Consider the following 17,567-nt stretch of genomic DNA (forward strand, 5'->3'; position numbering starts at 1 on the left):
TTTCTATCCCGCAACGATCGGCGTTCTGAGAATGCCAATGCCCTCGGCTTCGATCTCGACGACATCGCCGGCCTTCATGAAGGTCGGCGGCTTCTGGAAGATGCCGACGCCAGCCGGCGTTCCCGTCGATACAATGTCACCGGGTTCGAGCGGGATGTATTGCGACAGGAAGGATATCAGCAGCGGCAGTGAAAACAGCCAGTCCGAGGTGCTGCCGTCCTGCAGCGTCTTGCCGTTCAGCCGCGTCTTCAGCGAAACATTGTCGGGATGCGGCATCGCGTCTGATGTGACGATGCAGGGGCCGATCGGTGCGAAGCCGGCAAAATTCTTGCCGATGGTGATCTGGTTGTCCTTGAACTGCACGTCGCGAGCCGAAATGTCGTTGAGCAGCGTATAGCCGAAGATCGCCGACATAACGTCTGCCTCATCCGCCTTATGCAGCTTCTGGCCGATGACGGCCGAGAACTCCACCTCGTAATCCATCTGCTCGGTTCTATCCGGCTTTTCGACCGGCTCGTCGGGTCCGACCACCGAGGTCGGCAGTTTGGTGAAGAAGAACGGCTCGGTCGGCATTTTCGCGTTCGGGTTCTCCTCGGCATGGCCCTTGTAGTTGATGCCGGAGCACAGCACCTTGCCCGGCCGGATCGGGGCTTCCAGCCTCACATCGGCGAGCGCGTAGCGCGGCGCCTTGGCTAAGCCAGCGCGGATGCGGCCAAGCATCTCTTTGCCGCCGAGCACGACCTCCATGACGCTCTGCGCAAGGCCGGCCTCGGTCAGGCAGGCGATTTGGTCGCCGTCGAGCACGCCGGCGTGGTGATCATGGCCTCCCTTGGGGTGGGAGAAGGTAACGAGCTTCATCTAGTCCTCCGAAACGAATACGGCCTTGTGCAAAGCCGTTGGATTGTCTGCGAGCTTCTGGAAGACGCCGGGTGCTTCGCCGAGCGCGAAGGAACTTGCAATCTTCGGATAGTGGATCTTGCCGGAGGCGAGCAGTTCAAGCGCCTCGGGAAAACAGTCGACCGAGGCGCGCGAACCAAGGATCGTCACCTCCTTGCGGGTGAAATCGAGGCCGGGGAAGGTGACGCCCTGGCCCTTCTTGACCAGGCCGAGAATGACGATACGTCCGCCGGCCGCGACGAGATCGATCGTTTGTTCCATCGCCGGCGCAGCGCCCGTGGCCTCCATGACCACCGGCATGCCTTCCCCATTGGTAAGTTCCATGGCGCGTTCGACCAGACCGGCTCCGCCTGCGACTGGTATCGCGCCGAGGTCGGCCGCGGTGGTCAAGCGCTCTGCTGACAGGTCCGTGGCGTAGACCTTTGCGCCATGCGCGCGCGCCACTTCGACGATGGCCAGTCCGATCGGCCCGGCGCCGAGCACCAGTATCGTGTCCTGCGCGCTGACCATGCCACGGCGGCAGCCCTGCACGCCAATGGCCACCGGCTCCGCGAATGCCGCCTCGAAGTCGGTCAGCCCATCCGGCACGACATTGAGGTTTCCGGCCGGAGCCGTTACGAAGTCGGCGAAGCCGCCCTCGCGATGCACGCCGACAATGGCCAGATTGGCGCAGCAATTGCGCTTGCCGACCCTGCAGGGATAACAGCGGCCGCAGCCGATGAACGGGTCGACAACGACGCGGGTGCCGATCGGCGGTCCACTGCTGCCGGGACCATAAGCTTCGACCACTCCAGATATCTCGTGGCAGCCGATCCGGGGATAGCTCACATAGGGGTTCTTGCCGGTGTAGATGTAGAGGTCGCCGGCGCAAAGCCCGGCAGCCTTGACGCGGACCAACACCTCTCCCGGCTGCGGCTCCGGCTTCGCCGCTTCGGCCATGCGGATCGAAAACGGCGCGTCGAAGATCGCTGCACGCATCGATCAGGCCGCCTTGGCAGGGCGCACGACCTTGCCGTCGCCGTCGAATTCGATCCAGTCGCCGGCGCGCAGCAGATAGGGGTCGGCGATCGCCTCGCCGCGCGCCCTGGCCTGCCGGTGGTGCTCCATATATTCGGCGACGTCCTTGTCGCCGTCGAGCTTGATGTAGTGGCAGGGCAGCACGGTCTCGAGGCCAAGCCATTGCGTGGCGAGAACGCCCTCGTAAGGGCTCATCTCGCCGGTCAGCATTTCGCCAGGCATTGGGTTGAGATGCAGGATCTCCTGCGGATTGGCGATGCCGATACAACCAACATTGGGCTTATAGAGCTCGGCCTGCAGCTTGAGGTCCGAGAAGATCGCGGTGTCGCCATAGTGGTAGAAGCGCAGATTGTCGTCGGCATAGACGATGAAGGCCATCGGCACGCCGGAAATGAAGGAATTGTCCTTCAGCCTGATCTGCGACCAGTGATGGCATTCGAGCGGCTGGATTTCTATACCCGCCACCTTGACGCGAATGCCCCAGGTCGTGGCGCGGATCTGGTTGGCCGGAATGCCGCGATCCATCAGCCAGGCCTTCACCTCGCCGCCGCAAACGACCGGGCAGCCATATTTCCACGCGATCTTGTCGGTGTCGCCGAGATGATCGAAGGCGGCGTGGCTGACGATGACCAGATCGACGTGATCGAATTCGGTCGACCTTGTGGCCGCGCCCGGATTCTGGTCGAGGAACGGATCGCACAGGATGCGCAAGCCGTCGCGCGTCAGGATCTCGTAAGCGGCGACGCCGTGAAAGCGCATGCGGGTGGTGGGGTGACGTGCCATTTTATGTCCTTGGCCATTTTGTGTGACTGGCCATCCGGCGGCGAGGGAGAGCGCGCCGCCGGAGGCTGCCTGGACCTTGGAATCAAGACTGAGCCTTGAACCAGGGCTTCGGCATGGTGCGGCCTATTTTACATTCAGCGCGGTCAGCACCTTGTCGACATTGTCCTTGGTGATCAGGATGACGCCGGTGTCGAGCGAATCCGGGATCGGGCGGCCGCCATCCTTCGAGGTGAGACCGGCCGACTTCAGCGTGTTGTGGTTATAGTCGTGCAGCAGCTTGACTGCGTAGTAGATGAACAGCTCGCGGTTCTGCACGACAATGCCGTCGACCCAGCCCTCCTTGGCCGACTTGAAGAAATCGGGCGTCTGCTCCATCGCGGTCACCTTGATATCGCCGGGATTCTTGCCGGCTTCCCGCAGCGCGGTGACGATGCCGGCGCCGGATTCGGAATCGAAACCTGCAAGACCGGCAATATCGGGATTGGCAGCCAGGATCGCCGCGGTCACCTGCGCCGCCTTCTGCGCGTCGCCGCCATCGTCCTCATTGGCGACGATGGTGTATTTGCCGCCGCCATTGGCCTCGATATAGGCTTTGAAGCCGGCCACTGCCTCGCGCATATTGCCGGCGTTGATGATCGACATCGACGCGAGCTTGCCGCCATTCGGCAGCATTTCCATCAGCTTCTTGGCCTGGGCGACGCCGACCTGCGTCCAGTTCGTGCCGATATAGGCAAGGCGGCCGGAGTCCGGTAGGTCGCCGTCATCGACCACGGTCGGCACGCCCTGTTCCATGCATTTCTTGACCGATTCGGTCAGCGACGGATCCCAGCCGCCGACCACCGAGACGCCGCTTGGCTTTTGCGCGCAGACCTGGTCGACGGCGGAGATGAAGCCCGGCACGTCGAAATCGGTCGGTCCGGCGACGATCACCTTGACGCCGAGCTCCTCGGCGATCCGCTTCATGCCGACATAGTCATATTGCACGAACAGCGGCAAATTGGCCTTGTTGGAGATCCAGTAATAGGTCTCCTTGGCATCGGCCGGCCCGAAGGATGATTCCTGCGCGCTAACCGGAAAAGTCTGCAGCAATGCCGTGGCGGCAAGCGCTGCGCCGGAGAGTATCGCTTTCACTATCGATTTCATGCCCGTTTCCTCCTGATGTTTTTGTCGTTCCAGTCTTCTGAAATCCAGTCTCCTGCATGCCGTCCGGTTGTTTGGACGCCTCCTCCCGCCCTCGCCTGAGATCAGGCGCGGCCGCTGGTCTTGAAACGATCGAGCGAGACGGCAAACAGCAGGACCAGGCCCACCACCAGCCCTTGCCAAAACACGCCGATCGCATTGATGATCATGGCGTTCTCGATCAGCGCGATGAACAGCACGCCGAGAATGCCGCCAAGGATCGTGCCCTCGCCGCCCTTCAGGCTCGCACCTCCGAGCACCGTGGCGGTGATGACCTTGAGCTCGATGCCAACGCCGGCATTGACGACGGCGCTGTTGAGACGAGCCGCGCCCAGCACGCCGGCGAGGCCCGCCAGCGCCCCCATGATGACGAAGCCGATCAGGATCAGCCGATCGACGCGGATGCCCGAAAGCTGGGCGGCGCGCGGATTGCCGCCGATGAAATAGAACTGCCGGAAGAAGCGCGTCCGCGCCACCAGCCAGCCGCCGACGAGCACCAGCACCAGCATTGCCCAGAACGGCGACTGGATCCTGAACAGCGGGTCGGCGGCGCGGCCATAGGCAGCGAAGGCGTCGCTGATCGGGGTGACGCCGGTGCCGGCGGTGACATAGGTCAGGCTGCGATAGATGGTGAGCGTGCCGAGAGTGGCGATCAGCGCATTGATGCCGATGCGCGTCACGATCAAGCCGTTGACCAGGCCGCACAATGCGCCGACCAGGATGCCGACAAGGACAGCGCTCTCTGCCGGCCAGCCCCACCATCCCGCCACGACGCCAGCCCAGACGCCGGAGAAGGCCAGCGTCGAGCCGACCGACAGGTCGAACGTGCCGCCGATCATCAGCAGCATCATGCCGCAGACGAGCATCCCGACCGGCGCCAGGTTGAGCAGCACGGCCCGCATGTTGGAGGCGGTCGGGAAATTGTTCGGGTAGACAATGCTCATCGCCAGCGCCAGCGCGACGACGAGCACGAAGAGCGTCAGTTCCCTGGAATCGGCAAGGCGCCGCACGACGCGCACCAAGAGGTTCTCTCGCCGGCGCTCGACAGTTTCTGCCAGGGGTTGCGTGATCTGCATCGCCATCATGCCTCTGCCATATCTGCCTGGTTGCGAACCTCGGCCACCGAGGCCGTGTATCTTGTGGCCAGCCGCAGCACCTGTTCCTCGCTCGCCCCGTCGCCCGGCAGTTCGCCGACCGTCCGGCCTTCCGCCATCACGACGATGCGATCGGCAAGCGCCAGCACCTCCGGCAGGTCCGAGGACACGACGAGCAGGGCGACGCCCTTGTCGGCGAGCGCCCTGAGAAGCCGGTAGATCTCGGAGCGCGCGCCGACATCGACGCCGCGTGTCGGCTCGTCGACGATCAGAAGGCGCGGCTCCATCGCCAGCCATTTGGCGAGAAGCACTTTCTGCTGATTGCCGCCGGAGAGATTGCCGACGATCTGGTGAACGTTCGGCGTCGCGATGCGCAGTTCGTCGACGAAATTCCTGGCCAGGGCCTCGGCCTTGCGGTTGGAAAAATTCGCACCCGACGAGACCCTGGACAGAACCGTCGCGGCGACATTGTTGACGATGTCCATGCCGAGGAACAGGCCGGCCGCCTTGCGGTCTTCCGGCACCATGCCGATGCCGGCATGCTTGCCGTCCCATGGGCCTTTCGGATCGATCGGCTTGCCGCCGATGCGGACCGAGCCGCCGTGCCGGCGGCGGGCACCGAAGATCGCCTCGCAGAACTCACTGCGGCCCGACCCGATGAGACCGGCAAGGCAGACGATCTCGCCGGCCCGAACGGTGATCGACGCCGAGCGCACCAAAGGCGGCGCGTCGACGTTTTGGGCCTGGAGCACGACATCACCGATTTTCCGTCCCGCGGGGGAGCGCGAGAAATGCACGTCGCGTCCGACCATCAGGCGGATCAGTTCGTCGGTCGAGGTCTCGGCGACCCGGCGTGTCCCGGCGAGCCTGCCGTCCTTGAGCACTGTTACAGAATGGCAAAGCGCGAATATCTCGGCGAGCCGATGCGAGACATAGATCACCGAAACGCCGTTGCCGGCCAGGCGGCGCACCACGTCGAACAGTTTTTCGGTTTCGGTCAGGGTGAGCGCCGCCGTCGGCTCGTCGAGGATGAGGATCCTGAGGTCCCGCGACAGCGCCTTGGCGATCTCGACGATCTGGGCCTGCGCCGGCGACAGCGCCGACACTTTCAGCGCCGGGTCGATGGCAACGCCAAGCTGCGCAATCAACGCTTTTGCCTGCTCGCGCATGGCGCGGACGTTCACCTGGCCAAGCCATTGCGTCGGCTGGCGGCCGGCGAAGATGTTCTCGGCGACCGAAAGCTGCGGCACCAGCGAGCCTTCCTGATGCACGATGCCGATGCCGAGATCGCCGGCGGCTTTTTCGTCCAGCGTGCCGATCTCGGCGCGGTCGACCAGCACCGTGCCTTGATCCCGCGAATAGACGCCGGCGACGATCTTGCCGAGGGTCGACTTGCCGGCACCGTTTTCGCCAAGCAATGCACGGATCTCACCGCCGTCGACGCTCATGGAGACATCGTCCAGCGCCCGCACGCCGGGGAAGAACTTGGAAAGGCCGTTGATTTCGAGCCGCGGCGCCATGGCCCGTTATGCCTTGGCCTGGAGATAGTGGGCCTGCTTGGCCTGAATCATCCAGACCATGGCTTCGTTGACGGGCGTTGCCACACCGGTGCGCTTGCCCGCGTCGACGATCGCTCCGTTGATCACCTCGATCTCGGTCTGCCGCTTGGCCTCGACATCCTGCAGCATCGACGCCTTGCCGCCGATCGCTTTCTCCAGCAGCCCGGTGATGGCGGCCCAGCGCTCATCATAATCGAGCGCGATGCCTTGCGCCTTCGCCACCGCCACGACCTCTTTGAGGATGGCGGCCATCAGGTGCTTGGTGCCGTCGAAGGCGACAAGCTCGTGCGACATGAACTGCAGCAATCCGGCGACCGGCAGCGTGCAGGCGTTCAGCGCCAGCTTTTTCCAGACTTCGTCCAGGATCCTGTCTGAGCGCGTCGTTTCGATCTCAGCCGCGCGGAACGCCTCGATCACCTTGCCGAGGCGCTCGGTCGGCTTGCCCGTGAGTTCGCCGATATAGGTCATGCCGGATCCCGGATGCTTGACCCGGCCCGGCGCCAGCAACGTACCGCCATGGTAGGTCAGGCCCACCAGCACGCGGTCTTCGCCGACGATCGAGGCGATGCGGGGCGCGTTGCCCCAGCCGTTCTGCAGGCTGAGCACGGCCGTCTCACCGGCAATCATCGGTGCGGCGGCGCGCACGGCGGCCTCGGTGTGATAACATTTGACGAAATTGATGATGAGATCGACCGGGCCGATGCTCGCCGGATCATCGCTTGCCGGCACCCTGATCACCGGCTGCGAACCATCCTTCTCCTCGATGGTCAGCCCGTTGTCGTTGATTGCCGTCACCGCCGCCTTGGAGACGTCGATCAAAGTCACGTCGTTGCCGGCGCGGGCCAGATAGCCCCCGAATATCCCGCCCATGGCTCCGCCGCCGCCCAGAATGGCGATTTTCATGCATCTTCCTCCCTGGGTGGCCGCAAACCGTTCGCGACCGCCATCATCGTCCCCAAGCGTGTTGATTTGCAGGCTTTGGAGCATGCCCCAAACCGGCACGGTCAATGCTCCAGGAGCTCAACCACATCTTCCCGCTTTTCAACCTTGTGATTTCAGCATTGCAAGCTGTTGCATAGTTGTCAAGCATGATGGTATGAAAGGTCTATGGTCGACCCACTTGTCATAGAACGAAAGAAGCTCTTCGAGCACGTTGCCACGCATCTCGAAGGGCAGATCCTCTCAGGCAAACTGAAGCCCGGAGACCAATTGCCGCCCGAACGCGACTTGCAGTCGCGCTTCGGCGTCGGGCGTCCGGCCATCCGAGAGGCCCTGATCGCATTGCAGAAGGCCGGCCTTGTCGAACTCACCAATGGCGCCCGCGCCAAGGTGCTGATGCCGACCGCCAGCCACATCTTCACCGGCATGGCGCCTGCCGTCAGGCAGATGCTGTCGACCGAGGAGGGGCAGCGCTCCTTTCAGGGCGCTCGCATGTTTTTCGAAGTCGGCCTCGCCCGCGAGGCAGCCCGCACGGCGACGCCCTCGGACCTGGAAGCGCTAGGCGAGGCGCTGGAAGCCAATCGTTTGGCAATCGGCGATCGTGACCGCTTCACCAGCACCGACATTGCTTTCCATTTCGAGTTGGCGCGCATCGCCCGCAATCTCGTCTTCGTCGCCCTGCATGACCAAATTTCGGAATGGCTCAAGGAGCAACGCATTGTCACGCTTGCCGCCGATGGCCAGGAGCAGACGGCGTATGAGGCACACCACGCCATCTACGACGGGATTGTCGCGCGCGATGCCGACCGGGCCGAAAAGGCGATGCGTGAGCATCTGGATCAGCTGACGACGATGTTCTGGCGCCAGCGGGCAAGTGACCAGAAAGCAGATGATCATAAAATGGGCGACCACGACGCATGAAGATCGGCGTCATCGGCGACGATTTCACCGGCTCCGGTGACATCGCCAACACGCTCGCCAAAGCAGGCGCGCGGACTGTCCAGTATGTCGGCACGCCGATTGGAAAACTGGCGGATGGAAGCATCGAAGCTGCGGTGATCGCACTCAAAACGCGCTCTGTTACGGCCGACGATGCCGTGGCTCAATCTCTGACAGCCTGCCGCTGGCTGGTTGCCAACGGCGCGGAGCAGATCGTCTTCAAGTATTGCTCGACCTTCGATTCGACGCCTGAAGGCAATATCGGACCCGTGGCCGAAGCGCTGCTGGCGGAACTGGACGCGCCGCTGGCACTTGTCTGTCCTGCTTTTCCCGCCAACGGTCGCATGCTCTATAACGGACACCTCTTTGTTGGCGACCGACTGCTCAGCGAGTCGGGCATGGAAAACCATCCTCTGACGCCGATGACCGATCCCGACATCAGGCGGTGGCTTTCACATCAGACACGGCTCAAGGTGGGACATCTTGCGCTGCAAAGCTTGCGGTCGGGTGACGCGGAAGCGGCCTTGAGACTTGCCAAACGCGACGGCGAAAAACTGATCGTCGCCGACGCGATCTCGAACGACGACCTGATGGCATTGGGCCGGATAGCCAAGACCCATCGGCTGGTCACCGGTGGCTCCGGTATTGCCATGGCCCTGCCTGGCAATTTCGGCATCCGCCCCGTAGTCGAAGGCCGACTGCAGTTCGATGGGGTTTGCGGTCCCGCATTTATTCTCTCCGGCAGCTGCTCGTCGGCGACACGCACGCAAATTGCCGCCTATTGCAGATGCCATCCCTCGATGCGTCTTGACGCCGAGGACGCACTCGACCCGGATGCTTTCGTCGCCAGCTGCCTTCATTTCCTGATCACCCATAAGGGCTCTGGCCCACTGGTCTACTCAACGGCAGAGCCTTCCGAAGTGTCGGCGTCACAGGCTCGGCACGGGCGCGAGCGGTTGGCAGCACTGTTCGAGACCATTTTCGCTGAACTCGCGGTAAAGGCGGTGATTGCTGGCTTCCGGCGTGTGATCGTTGCTGGTGGAGAGACCTCCGGCGCTGTCGCCTCGGCGTTCGGAGCGTCGGCGCTTGAAGTCGGTCCGGAGATCGACGCTGGGGTGCCGGTGCTCGTTCTCGACGGTGAGCCGAGGCTGGCCTTCGCGCTGAAATCAGGCAATTTCGGTGCATGCGATTTTTTCGAACGCGCGCTCCATGCTCTGAAAGGTGACGCCTCATGACCCTGGAAGAACAACAACTTCGCGACGAGTTCTGCCGTTGGGGCGAATCCCTCTTCATGCGTGGCTATACGGCCGGCTCGTCGGGCAATCTGTCGGCTCGGCTTGCCGACGGTTTCCTGGTCACGCCAACCAATTCCTGCCTGGGGTATCTCGAACCCGGCAGGCTGTCGAAGCTGGATACCCAAGGCATGGCCGTGTCCGGCGATGCCCCGACCAAGGAGATACCCTTCCACATGGCATTCTATGAGGCGCGGCCGCAGGCGGCAGGTGTCGTGCATCTTCACTCGACCTATGCCACGGCACTTTCGTGTCTCGAAGACACCGACCAGGATGACACCATCCCGCCGATTACGCCGTATGTGGTGATGCGCGTCGGGCGGGTGCCGCTTCTGCCCTACACCCATCCAGGGTCGGCTGACGTTAGGCCGTTGGTTTTAGCCAAGGCACAGAATCATGCTGCCGTCCTGCTGGCCAATCATGGGCCAGTGGTTTCCGGGCGCAGTTTCCACGATGCCGTCTTTGCCGCGGAGGAGTTGGAGGAAACGGCAAAACTGGTGTTCCTGACTAAGCGGCTACGTGTGCGACGACTGGATGAACGGGTGGTCGCGGAGCTGCAACAACGTCGACAAAGGTGAATGTCTATGTTGGCTCTTGCACGGGTCATTCGGGCCCAGGTGGGCTGCTCAGAGCAACGTCATCGTTGCCGGCGAGCCACCGCACCATGTTCGCCATCAGCTTGCCGTAGAACGGCCACCCGAGAAAATCCTGCGAGAGCCAGTGCGGGCCGATGTCGGTCGCCCAGGCGATTGTGCGGCCTCGGCCACGGTTGTGAACGGCAAGGAGCGGCCAGTCGGTGCCGCGATGGTGGGAAGTCGCGAGAAGCCGGGACGAACCGTCGCTCCTGAAATCCAGCTTGTTCATGCCGAGGATCGGCGGCAAAGGCACCTCCACCCCGGCAAAGATCGGGTGGGAGGACTGCAGGATGGACGCCTGCAATCCTTGCGGCACCTCCATGCCCGGAAAACGGAAAACAGCGCACCGGCAGCACGTCTTCAACCGGGGTGTCGTGAAACCGCGCCGTCCCGAACATGCCCTGAAAGCCCATATAGCCGCCGGCCAACATCAGCCCGCCGCCGTTTTCGATGTAGGCTTTTAGCACCTCGAGGCGGTTAACGCCAACACGCCCAGCGCGTGCATCAGGCGTGACCAGCAATGTCAGTGCGCCCACATCGGAAATCACTACCGCCTGATACCGGGCGAGCGTATCGAGGTCACAGGGAAACTCCGCGGCGCAGCGCTCGCCTCCGATGACAGAGATGCCCTCTATGGCCAGTGCGGCGTTGAAGGCCGTCGCACCATTTGTCGAGGTCGCGCTTGTCAGCACATCGCCGCCGGCAGCGACCGAGGTGGTAGCCGCGAAGGTTTCACCTGCAAGCAACATGTTCATCTTCGCACCTGCACCAATCGGTCGAGCGCAATCGCTGCGTTGGCTGGCGGCTTAGTCATGTGCAGGTGGCCATCGGAACAGCGCCATGCGGCCACGCTCATGTTATCGTCCTCGTCTTCGTCGCGATCAGGCTCAATGATGCGCGCATCGCAGGGCTCTTGGTCGACCTCGATCTTCCAGCTCTGAAGGGACTTCTGAGTGATGTCAGTTACCTCAGGCAAATTGCTGGTGAGATAGGGCAGGCCCAATTCGGCGGCCGCCTCCGGCGTCCCCGGTTCATTAACCCAACCCATGACGTAGCAGATGTCGATGTCGAGCTGCCGGTCAGGACCGGTAGCTGTTTCGATACGCTCGATGAGCTTGGGATACAGTCGCTTTCTCTCCGGCCAAGTTGCTAGGTTAGCGGTTTTTCACCTTCGGTTCCGTTGGCCCAATGCCCAAAGCCCTACGTCGAATGACCTCGTCTTGCGGCCATCCGGCACAACAGGCTTCGCAAGCAGCGCCCTCGGCCCAGACATTCGCCGCTATTTTCTCGTCGTCAATCGGTTCTGCGTCGTCGGGAAATCCTGCGATCACGCGACCGGTCGCTTTTGGCGGGACGTTATCCGCATCGATCATGAGGACAATGCGCCTGGAGTAACGATCGGGCATCATCTCGGCTTTGTTTGGCGCGGGTTCGGACGTCGCTATTGTCCTTGAAGATGGCATCTCAATCCGGTCGCACGTAGGGGTCAAAATCACAACCGCTCAAGTCGGATATCTAGGGAACCTGTCGACTGAAGCCTTCCTTGCCGCGATCGTTACATCGCCGTAGTTGTCGCCTGCTGTCTAGCCAGCATGGTGCTAAATCGCGTAAAGAACGCGGTCCGATATCCCCCGATCGCGTCGGACTGCCTTGAACCGATGGCGCCAGCAGTCGGTTCGCTTGACCCGTTTCGCCATTTCCGATGGAGCGCTGCAGGAAAAACGTGATCAACGGATCCGCTACGATCAGGTGCGTAACACGATGGGTCAGTATATTGGTCTTACTGAAACTTGCACGCAACCAACCAGCACCAGCCGGCGATCGTTCCATCGATGTTCAACGGCCGGCGCTGGTATCGAGCGGCACGATTCCCTGACGTGAATCTTCACCTGTAAGTTTGAGAAAATTGCGACGTGAGCCTACATGTTCATTTAGCGAGTCAGGGCCAGTCTCAAGCGAAACGCGAGTTGTTGGGTTTGACAATACGGGAATTAATCCTTTGTTATCAACGACAGTTATGGCCACGTTTGACAGCCTAACCACTTGAACACAAACGACTGTTCCAGAACGGCTCAGCGTGGAATAGACTGCCGCAATGCATGTCGCCCAAAAGTGCAAAGCGGTTTTGGGACAACGACATGCATCAAACGGAAAATGCATGTCGCCCAAAAGTGCAAAGCGGTTTTGGGACAACGACATGCGTAAAGTCAACAATTGCATGCGCGGCACTGCGCTTGCGGGCCCCTTGTTGAGTGGCCCGCGGATGAGCAAAAGGGCGAATGGCGACCACGGATCTGGAAAAGCCGGGAGATGACGGCTTGAGCGCCCGCACCGTGCGGGTGCTCAAGGCCATGCCGCGCGCCTGGAACCGGTTTTGGCGGTACGTCGCGCTTTATATGCCCAAGCGGCTCTATGCCCGCTCGCTGATCATCGTCATTGCACCGATGATCCTGCTGCAGTCTGTCGTCGCCTTTGTCTTCATGGAACGCCACTGGCAGACCGTTACCCAGCGCCTGTCGCAGGCCACGATCAGCGACATTGCCGCGATCATCGATCTGATCGAAACCTATCCGCACGACGCCGATTATGCCAACATCATCCGCATCGCTCAGGACCGCATGCAGTTGAAGGTCGACCTGCTGCCGCCCGACCCGTTGCCGCCGCCGGGCCCAAAACCTTTTTTCTCGATCCTCGATGAAATCCTCTCCTCCGAGATCACCCGCCAGATAAACCGTCCGTTCTGGATAGACACGGTCGGCAATTCCAACATCGTCGAGGTCCGCGTCCAGCTCGAGGGCAAGGTGCTGCGCGTTTTCGTGCGCCGCAGCCAGGCCTATGCGTCGAACACCCACATTTTCCTGATCTGGATGGTCGGCACGTCGCTGGTGCTGCTGATGATCGCCATCCCCTTCCTGCGCAACCAGATCCGGCCGATCCTGAACCTGGCCGAGGCCGCCGAGAGCTTCGGCAAGGGCCGGCCTATGCCGCGCGATTTCCGTCCGCGCGGCGCCGAGGAGGTGCGCCGTGCCGGCTTTGCCTTCATCCAGATGCGCGAGCGCATCGAACGCCAGCTCGAGCAGCGCACCGCCATGCTGACCGGCGTCAGCCACGATCTCAGAACCATCCTCACCCGCTTCAAGCTGCAGCTTGCGCTGACCGGGACCAAGGCCGACACCGAGGCGCTCGGCCAGGACATCGACGACATGCAGTCGATGCTGGAAGGCTACCTCGCCTTTGCCCGCGGCGAAGCGACGGAGGACACCGGCCGTTTCGACCTTGAGGCCTATTTCGAGAAGCTTGGCGAAGAGGCCACGCTGCGCGAGCGCAAACTGTCGACCACGCTTGCCGGCGATCCGCACGTGCAGGTGCGGCCCCGCGCCTTCGCCCGGTTGCTGTCCAATGTCGTCGGCAATGCCTTCCGCTATGCCAAGACGGTGGAGATCAAAGCCGACCATGGTCGCGGCTCGCTGCTCGTCACCATCGACGATGACGGGCCGGGCATCCCGGCTCAGAAGCGCGAGGAGGTTTTCAAGCCTTTCGTGCGGCTTGACGAGGCCCGCAACCTCGACGCCAGCGGCACCGGGCTCGGCCTCGCCATCGCACGCGACATTGTCCGCAGCCATGGCGGCGACATCATGCTGGACGACAGCCCGCTCGGCGGCTTGCGTGCCGTCATCAAGGTACCGGCCTGACCTGCATTCGGCATTCCCAAGTGCGCCCGCAGGCTATCCATTCATCGGCCCGTCATGAAACCATGCTGAAGAGCGCGCATGAAGCGCGCGACCTCTATCGATTCGGCCCCTCGGCATCGATTCGACCCCGTGCCCGCCAGGGTGCGCTGGAGCGAGGTGCGCTGGAGCGAAGCGAGAGCCGCGGCCCGGTCGCCATTCAGGCATCGCGGCAAGGCAACCGACGACTTCCTGGGCAAAGGACCGCCATGCGCATCCTGATGGTCACCGACGCCTGGCGCCCACAAGTAAACGGCGTCGTCCACACGCTGGAGCGGCTGTCCGAGACCCTGAAATCCTTCGACGTCGAAGCGGACTTCCTGACCCCGAACATTTTCCGCACCTTGCCCTTGCCGACCTATCCCGACATCAGGCTGGCGCTGACGACGCCGGGCCATGTCGCGCGGCTGATTGCCGAGCGCAAGGCGGATCATATCCACATCGTCACCGAAGGCCCGCTCGGCATCATGGCGCGGCGCTACTGCCGCAACACGGGCCGGCCGTTCACGACGAGCTATCACACGCGCTTTCCCGAATATCTGAGCGCGCGCTTGCCCGTGCCGGAAGCCTGGGCCTATCGCTGGCTTCGCGATTTCCACAATTCCGGGCAAGGCACGCTTGTCGCCACCCAGTCGCTGGCCGACGACCTCGCCGCACGCGGCTTCACCAAGCTCAGGCCATGGACGCGCGGCGTCGACACCGACCATTTCCGGCCGGACAAGCGGAAGGATCTGGGTCTCAAGGGACCGATCTTCCTCTGCGTCGGCCGCGTCGCGATCGAAAAGAATTTGAGCGCATTCCTCGACCTCGAATTGCCGGGCAGCAAGGTCATCGTCGGCGAAGGCCCGGAACTGGCCAGGCTCAAGGCGAAATATCCGCAGGCCCATTTCCTCGGCCATCGCCCCAACGACGAACTGGCCGAAATCTATGCCTCGGCCGATGTCTTCGTCTTCCCCAGCCGCACCGACACCTTCGGCAACGTCATCATCGAGGCGCTGGCCAGCGGCACGCCGGTCGCCGCCTATCCGGTGACCGGCCCGATCGACATTGTCGGCGACGGCGTTGGCGGCGCGGTGGCTGACGATTTGCGGCAGGCCGCACTTGCCGCCCTTCACCTCGACCGCGCCGAGGCACGCCAGCGCGCGATGCGCTACAGCTGGAAAGCCTGCGCGGAAATGTTTCTGGACACGGTCGAGGAAGCACTGGGCACGACGCGCAAGCTGACACCACCTGTCATCATCCGCGGGCGAAGCGGCGGCGAAGCCGGCGCGCAGACCCGTGGATGAGGAAGCTAGAACAGGCGGCCGCCGTCCGGCACCTTGCGCTCTATGGCGCCTAGCACGACAGCGCCCTCTTCGTCGGGAAAGCCAAGCGTCAGCACTTCCGACATGAACGGCCCGATTTGCCGCGGCGGGAAATTGACCACCGCGAACACCTGCCGGCCGATTAGCGTCTCTGGCGCATAATATTTGGTAATCTGCGCCGACGATTTCTTGACCCCGATGTGGGCGCCAAAATCGATCTTCAGCTTGAATGCCGGCTTGCGCGCTTCGGGGAACGGCTCGGCCTCGACGATCGTGCCGGCGCGGATATCGACACGGTCGAAATCGGCGAAGCTGATCTGGGGCTTGCGCTGGTTGCTGGAACTCATCGAGGATCAGGCGTTTCCGTAGGTCTCGAAGAGGACGCCGGCCAGCGCATCCTTGGCCGAGGTTCCCGACCAGACGACGAACTGGAAGGACTGGAAATAGCACTCGCAGGCCTCCAGCGCCGACGACAGCAGCACCTCGACCTGCTGGCTCGACGGCTCGACTCCGCCCGCAAGCAGCAGCGATTGGCGGAACATGATCGCGCCTTCCTGCTCCCAGAGGTCGAAATGGCCAAACAGCATCTGCTCGTTAATCAGCGACAAGAGCCGCATCACTTCGAGCGCACGGGCCTCCGGCACCTTGATGTCGAAGGCGCAGGCCAGATGCAGCGCCTCGAAATCCTCCATCCAGGAGAATGAGACGTGATAGTCGGTCCAGCTTCCGGCAACCGAGATCGAAATCTCGTCGTCGCCGGCCCGCTCGAAGGACCAGTCATTGTTGTGAGCCACCTGCTCGATGACATCCACCGGATGGATTTCGCGGGAAAATTCGAGTTCGAGAAGTTCCATGAAATGCTTCCTGTCGTTCCCTCGCATCGGCCCGAAAATCGGAACCGATTTTCGGAAAGCACGATGCGAACGTTCAAAAGTTCTAGAGCGTACTTTGTGCGTCCAAGTGGACCCACGTCGCTCTAGGGAGCGCCACACGCTCCGTGGGCACACACGACGAACAATCCTGTCTAGAACTCGGACGGCCAGGACTTCTCAACGCAAAGACCCCTGACCGGACCCCACCGCCCGGCGCATGACCCTGCTCCGAATCATGCAACAAATTCAGTCTATTGATCGGGAGTCGCGTGACCAGCCCAATTTTTCGCACTGCGTCATCAGCATGTGGATAGGCACTGTCACAAAGATTCACGCAATGCCGGTAAGCGATTCACGGCAAAGCACTTTTTGCGATTGCGCTTTGTGGAAAAGTTTAACGAATATTTTTTGGTTATTTTTTCGGACGCGGCTTGGCCGCGGTCGCAGGCGTCGCCTGTCCGGTCAATTCGGCCAGTTTGGCCTCGAGTGCTTCGATGCGGGCAGCGAGGCGGGTGTTCTCTTCCCTGGCCTTCGCCGCCATATCGCGGGCAGCCTCGAACTCCTCGCGCTGCACTACTTCCATGGAGTTGAGAATGCGCTCGGCCTGCCCCCTGAAGGCGGTTTCCACTTCGCGCCGCACCCCTTGCGCCGCACCCGCGGCGTCGGTCATCAGCTTGGCGAATTCATCGAGAATGCGGTTCGGTCCGGTCGACATGGCAAATCCTCGCTTGCTGGAATTGACGTAGTGGCGCACGGCACGGAATGCAAGAACGTTGAAACCCGTGGCATCCGCAGCCCATTCAATTTCGGTGCGCTAAGCTAGCGCGCCAAGTCAATGAGAAGCGCCTCGCCGTCCTCGATGCGGCCATCGCCAAAGGCATTTCGGATGCCGATGCCGGCCGGGTCAAGCCCGGCGACGAGGCTCTGGACCGGCTCGAGGCCAAATACGACGCTATGGCAGAGAACACCAAGTGAAGCGGCTGGTCTTCACAGGCCAGTCGCCTATTGTGGTGTTTTCGTCGCGACTGGCGTCAAGCACGAGTCGCTCTCAGTCAGGGTCACCCAATGGCAACGCCCCCGCGCAGACCGACAAATCCGATGGCAGCTGCCGAAGCTGCCTTCAAGCCGATCAAGAAACCGGCAGCCCCAATTCGCGAACCCTCGGCCGCGCCCAATGTCAGAGAGCTCGTTTCGATTAGGATCGATCGAGCCGTGCTGGACCATTTCCAGGAAGATGGTCCGGGCTGGCAGGACAGGATCAACGACGCTCTAAGGCAAATGGTCGACGGCAAGCGTCAGGGTTGAGCCCCTCCGTCCGTGGCGATGAAG

Annotated in this window: 18 protein-coding genes and 1 pseudogene; 6 read left to right on the top strand and 13 right to left on the bottom strand. The window is 62.2% G+C overall.

The genetic code is table 11. The features are described 5' to 3' along the window. Nucleotides 1-3: 3 nt before the first annotated feature. The 7 genes from AC0L2H_RS00555 to AC0L2H_RS00585 form a co-directional block, all read right to left on the bottom strand. Complete coding sequence (locus tag AC0L2H_RS00555; protein WP_473588372.1) at nt 4-858, bottom strand: fumarylacetoacetate hydrolase family protein; 855 nt, start codon at nt 856-858, stop codon at nt 4-6. Beyond that, entirely contained in the window at nt 859-1,875 is a 1,017-nt protein-coding gene (locus AC0L2H_RS00560) for a zinc-binding alcohol dehydrogenase family protein (protein WP_473588373.1), read from the bottom strand. It lies immediately after the preceding gene. A 3-nt stretch (nt 1,876-1,878) separates the two neighbouring features. Next, nucleotides 1,879-2,697, bottom strand: a complete 819-nt coding sequence (locus AC0L2H_RS00565) for an MBL fold metallo-hydrolase (protein ID WP_473588374.1) — start codon at nt 2,695-2,697, stop codon at nt 1,879-1,881. Between the two features lie 123 nt (nt 2,698-2,820). Beyond that, on the bottom strand, nt 2,821-3,840 hold the full coding sequence (locus AC0L2H_RS00570) for a substrate-binding domain-containing protein (RefSeq protein ID WP_107648262.1): 1,020 nt from the start codon (nt 3,838-3,840) through the stop codon (nt 2,821-2,823). Between the two features lie 101 nt (nt 3,841-3,941). Next, entirely contained in the window at nt 3,942-4,958 is a 1,017-nt protein-coding gene (locus AC0L2H_RS00575; RefSeq protein WP_473588375.1) for an ABC transporter permease, read from the bottom strand. Further along, the gene (locus tag AC0L2H_RS00580) at nt 4,958-6,490 is read right to left on the bottom strand and encodes a sugar ABC transporter ATP-binding protein (RefSeq protein ID WP_473588376.1); all 1,533 of its coding nucleotides are present in this window, start codon (nt 6,488-6,490) and stop codon (nt 4,958-4,960) included. The genes AC0L2H_RS00575 and AC0L2H_RS00580 overlap by 1 nt, the downstream gene beginning before the upstream one ends. 6 nt (nt 6,491-6,496) lie before the next feature. Further along, nucleotides 6,497-7,432, bottom strand: a complete 936-nt coding sequence (locus tag AC0L2H_RS00585) for a ketopantoate reductase family protein (RefSeq protein WP_473588377.1) — start codon at nt 7,430-7,432, stop codon at nt 6,497-6,499. A gap of 204 nt (nt 7,433-7,636) precedes the next feature. Between AC0L2H_RS00585 and AC0L2H_RS00590 the strand changes: the two genes are divergently transcribed. From AC0L2H_RS00590 to otnC, 3 genes are read left to right on the top strand one after another with little or no spacing between them, the layout of a single operon-like run. Continuing rightward, on the top strand, nt 7,637-8,389 hold the full coding sequence (locus AC0L2H_RS00590) for an FCD domain-containing protein (protein WP_473588378.1): 753 nt from the start codon (nt 7,637-7,639) through the stop codon (nt 8,387-8,389). Then, nucleotides 8,386-9,642 (top strand): 3-oxo-tetronate kinase, encoded by a 1,257-nt coding sequence (otnK, locus tag AC0L2H_RS00595; protein ID WP_473588379.1) that lies wholly within the window; start codon nt 8,386-8,388, stop codon nt 9,640-9,642. The genes AC0L2H_RS00590 and otnK overlap by 4 nt, the downstream gene beginning before the upstream one ends. Beyond that, complete coding sequence (gene otnC, locus AC0L2H_RS00600; protein WP_473588380.1) at nt 9,639-10,277, top strand: 3-oxo-tetronate 4-phosphate decarboxylase; 639 nt, start codon at nt 9,639-9,641, stop codon at nt 10,275-10,277. The genes otnK and otnC overlap by 4 nt, the downstream gene beginning before the upstream one ends. 25 nt (nt 10,278-10,302) lie before the next feature. On the opposite strand, the gene AC0L2H_RS00605 is transcribed toward otnC, so the two are convergent. From AC0L2H_RS00605 to AC0L2H_RS00615, 3 genes and pseudogenes are all read right to left on the bottom strand, one after another. Continuing rightward, a complete protein-coding gene (locus tag AC0L2H_RS00605) occupies nt 10,303-10,656 on the bottom strand; it encodes a glutamine amidotransferase (RefSeq protein WP_473588858.1) in 354 nt (117 codons plus the stop codon). Between the two features lie 64 nt (nt 10,657-10,720). Next, a pseudogene (locus AC0L2H_RS00610) lies at nt 10,721-11,089 on the bottom strand (glutamine amidotransferase); the annotation flags it as partial. Then, the gene (locus tag AC0L2H_RS00615) at nt 11,086-11,382 is read right to left on the bottom strand and encodes a hypothetical protein (RefSeq protein WP_473588381.1); all 297 of its coding nucleotides are present in this window, start codon (nt 11,380-11,382) and stop codon (nt 11,086-11,088) included. The gene AC0L2H_RS00615 and the pseudogene AC0L2H_RS00610, both read right to left, overlap by 4 nt. A 1,231-nt stretch (nt 11,383-12,613) precedes the next feature. Between AC0L2H_RS00615 and AC0L2H_RS00620 the strand changes: the two genes are divergently transcribed. Together AC0L2H_RS00620 and AC0L2H_RS00625 are read left to right on the top strand one after the other, a co-directional pair. Further along, the gene (locus AC0L2H_RS00620; RefSeq protein ID WP_473588382.1) at nt 12,614-14,026 is read left to right on the top strand and encodes an ATP-binding protein; all 1,413 of its coding nucleotides are present in this window, start codon (nt 12,614-12,616) and stop codon (nt 14,024-14,026) included. A gap of 245 nt (nt 14,027-14,271) precedes the next feature. Further along, on the top strand, nt 14,272-15,348 hold the full coding sequence (locus tag AC0L2H_RS00625) for a glycosyltransferase family 4 protein (protein WP_473588383.1): 1,077 nt from the start codon (nt 14,272-14,274) through the stop codon (nt 15,346-15,348). Nucleotides 15,349-15,353: 5 nt separating this feature from the next. Here the strand turns inward: AC0L2H_RS00625 and AC0L2H_RS00630 are convergent, their stop codons facing one another. The 3 genes from AC0L2H_RS00630 to AC0L2H_RS00640 all read right to left on the bottom strand — a co-directional run bounded on the left by AC0L2H_RS00630 (nt 15,354) and on the right by AC0L2H_RS00640 (nt 16,953). Continuing rightward, a complete protein-coding gene (locus AC0L2H_RS00630; protein WP_473588384.1) occupies nt 15,354-15,713 on the bottom strand; it encodes a tRNA-binding protein in 360 nt (119 codons plus the stop codon). 6 nt (nt 15,714-15,719) lie between these two features. Further along, the gene (locus tag AC0L2H_RS00635) at nt 15,720-16,220 is read right to left on the bottom strand and encodes a type III secretion system chaperone family protein (protein WP_006338495.1); all 501 of its coding nucleotides are present in this window, start codon (nt 16,218-16,220) and stop codon (nt 15,720-15,722) included. A 430-nt stretch (nt 16,221-16,650) separates the two neighbouring features. Then, complete coding sequence (locus AC0L2H_RS00640) at nt 16,651-16,953, bottom strand: accessory factor UbiK family protein (protein ID WP_473588385.1); 303 nt, start codon at nt 16,951-16,953, stop codon at nt 16,651-16,653. A 350-nt stretch (nt 16,954-17,303) separates the two neighbouring features. On the opposite strand from AC0L2H_RS00640, the gene AC0L2H_RS00645 reads away from it, so the two are divergent. Next, the gene (locus tag AC0L2H_RS00645) at nt 17,304-17,543 is read left to right on the top strand and encodes a BrnA antitoxin family protein (protein ID WP_006338500.1); all 240 of its coding nucleotides are present in this window, start codon (nt 17,304-17,306) and stop codon (nt 17,541-17,543) included. Nucleotides 17,544-17,567 lie beyond the last annotated feature (24 nt).

The sequence above is a fragment of the Mesorhizobium sp. WSM4871 genome, from assembly GCF_055811295.1.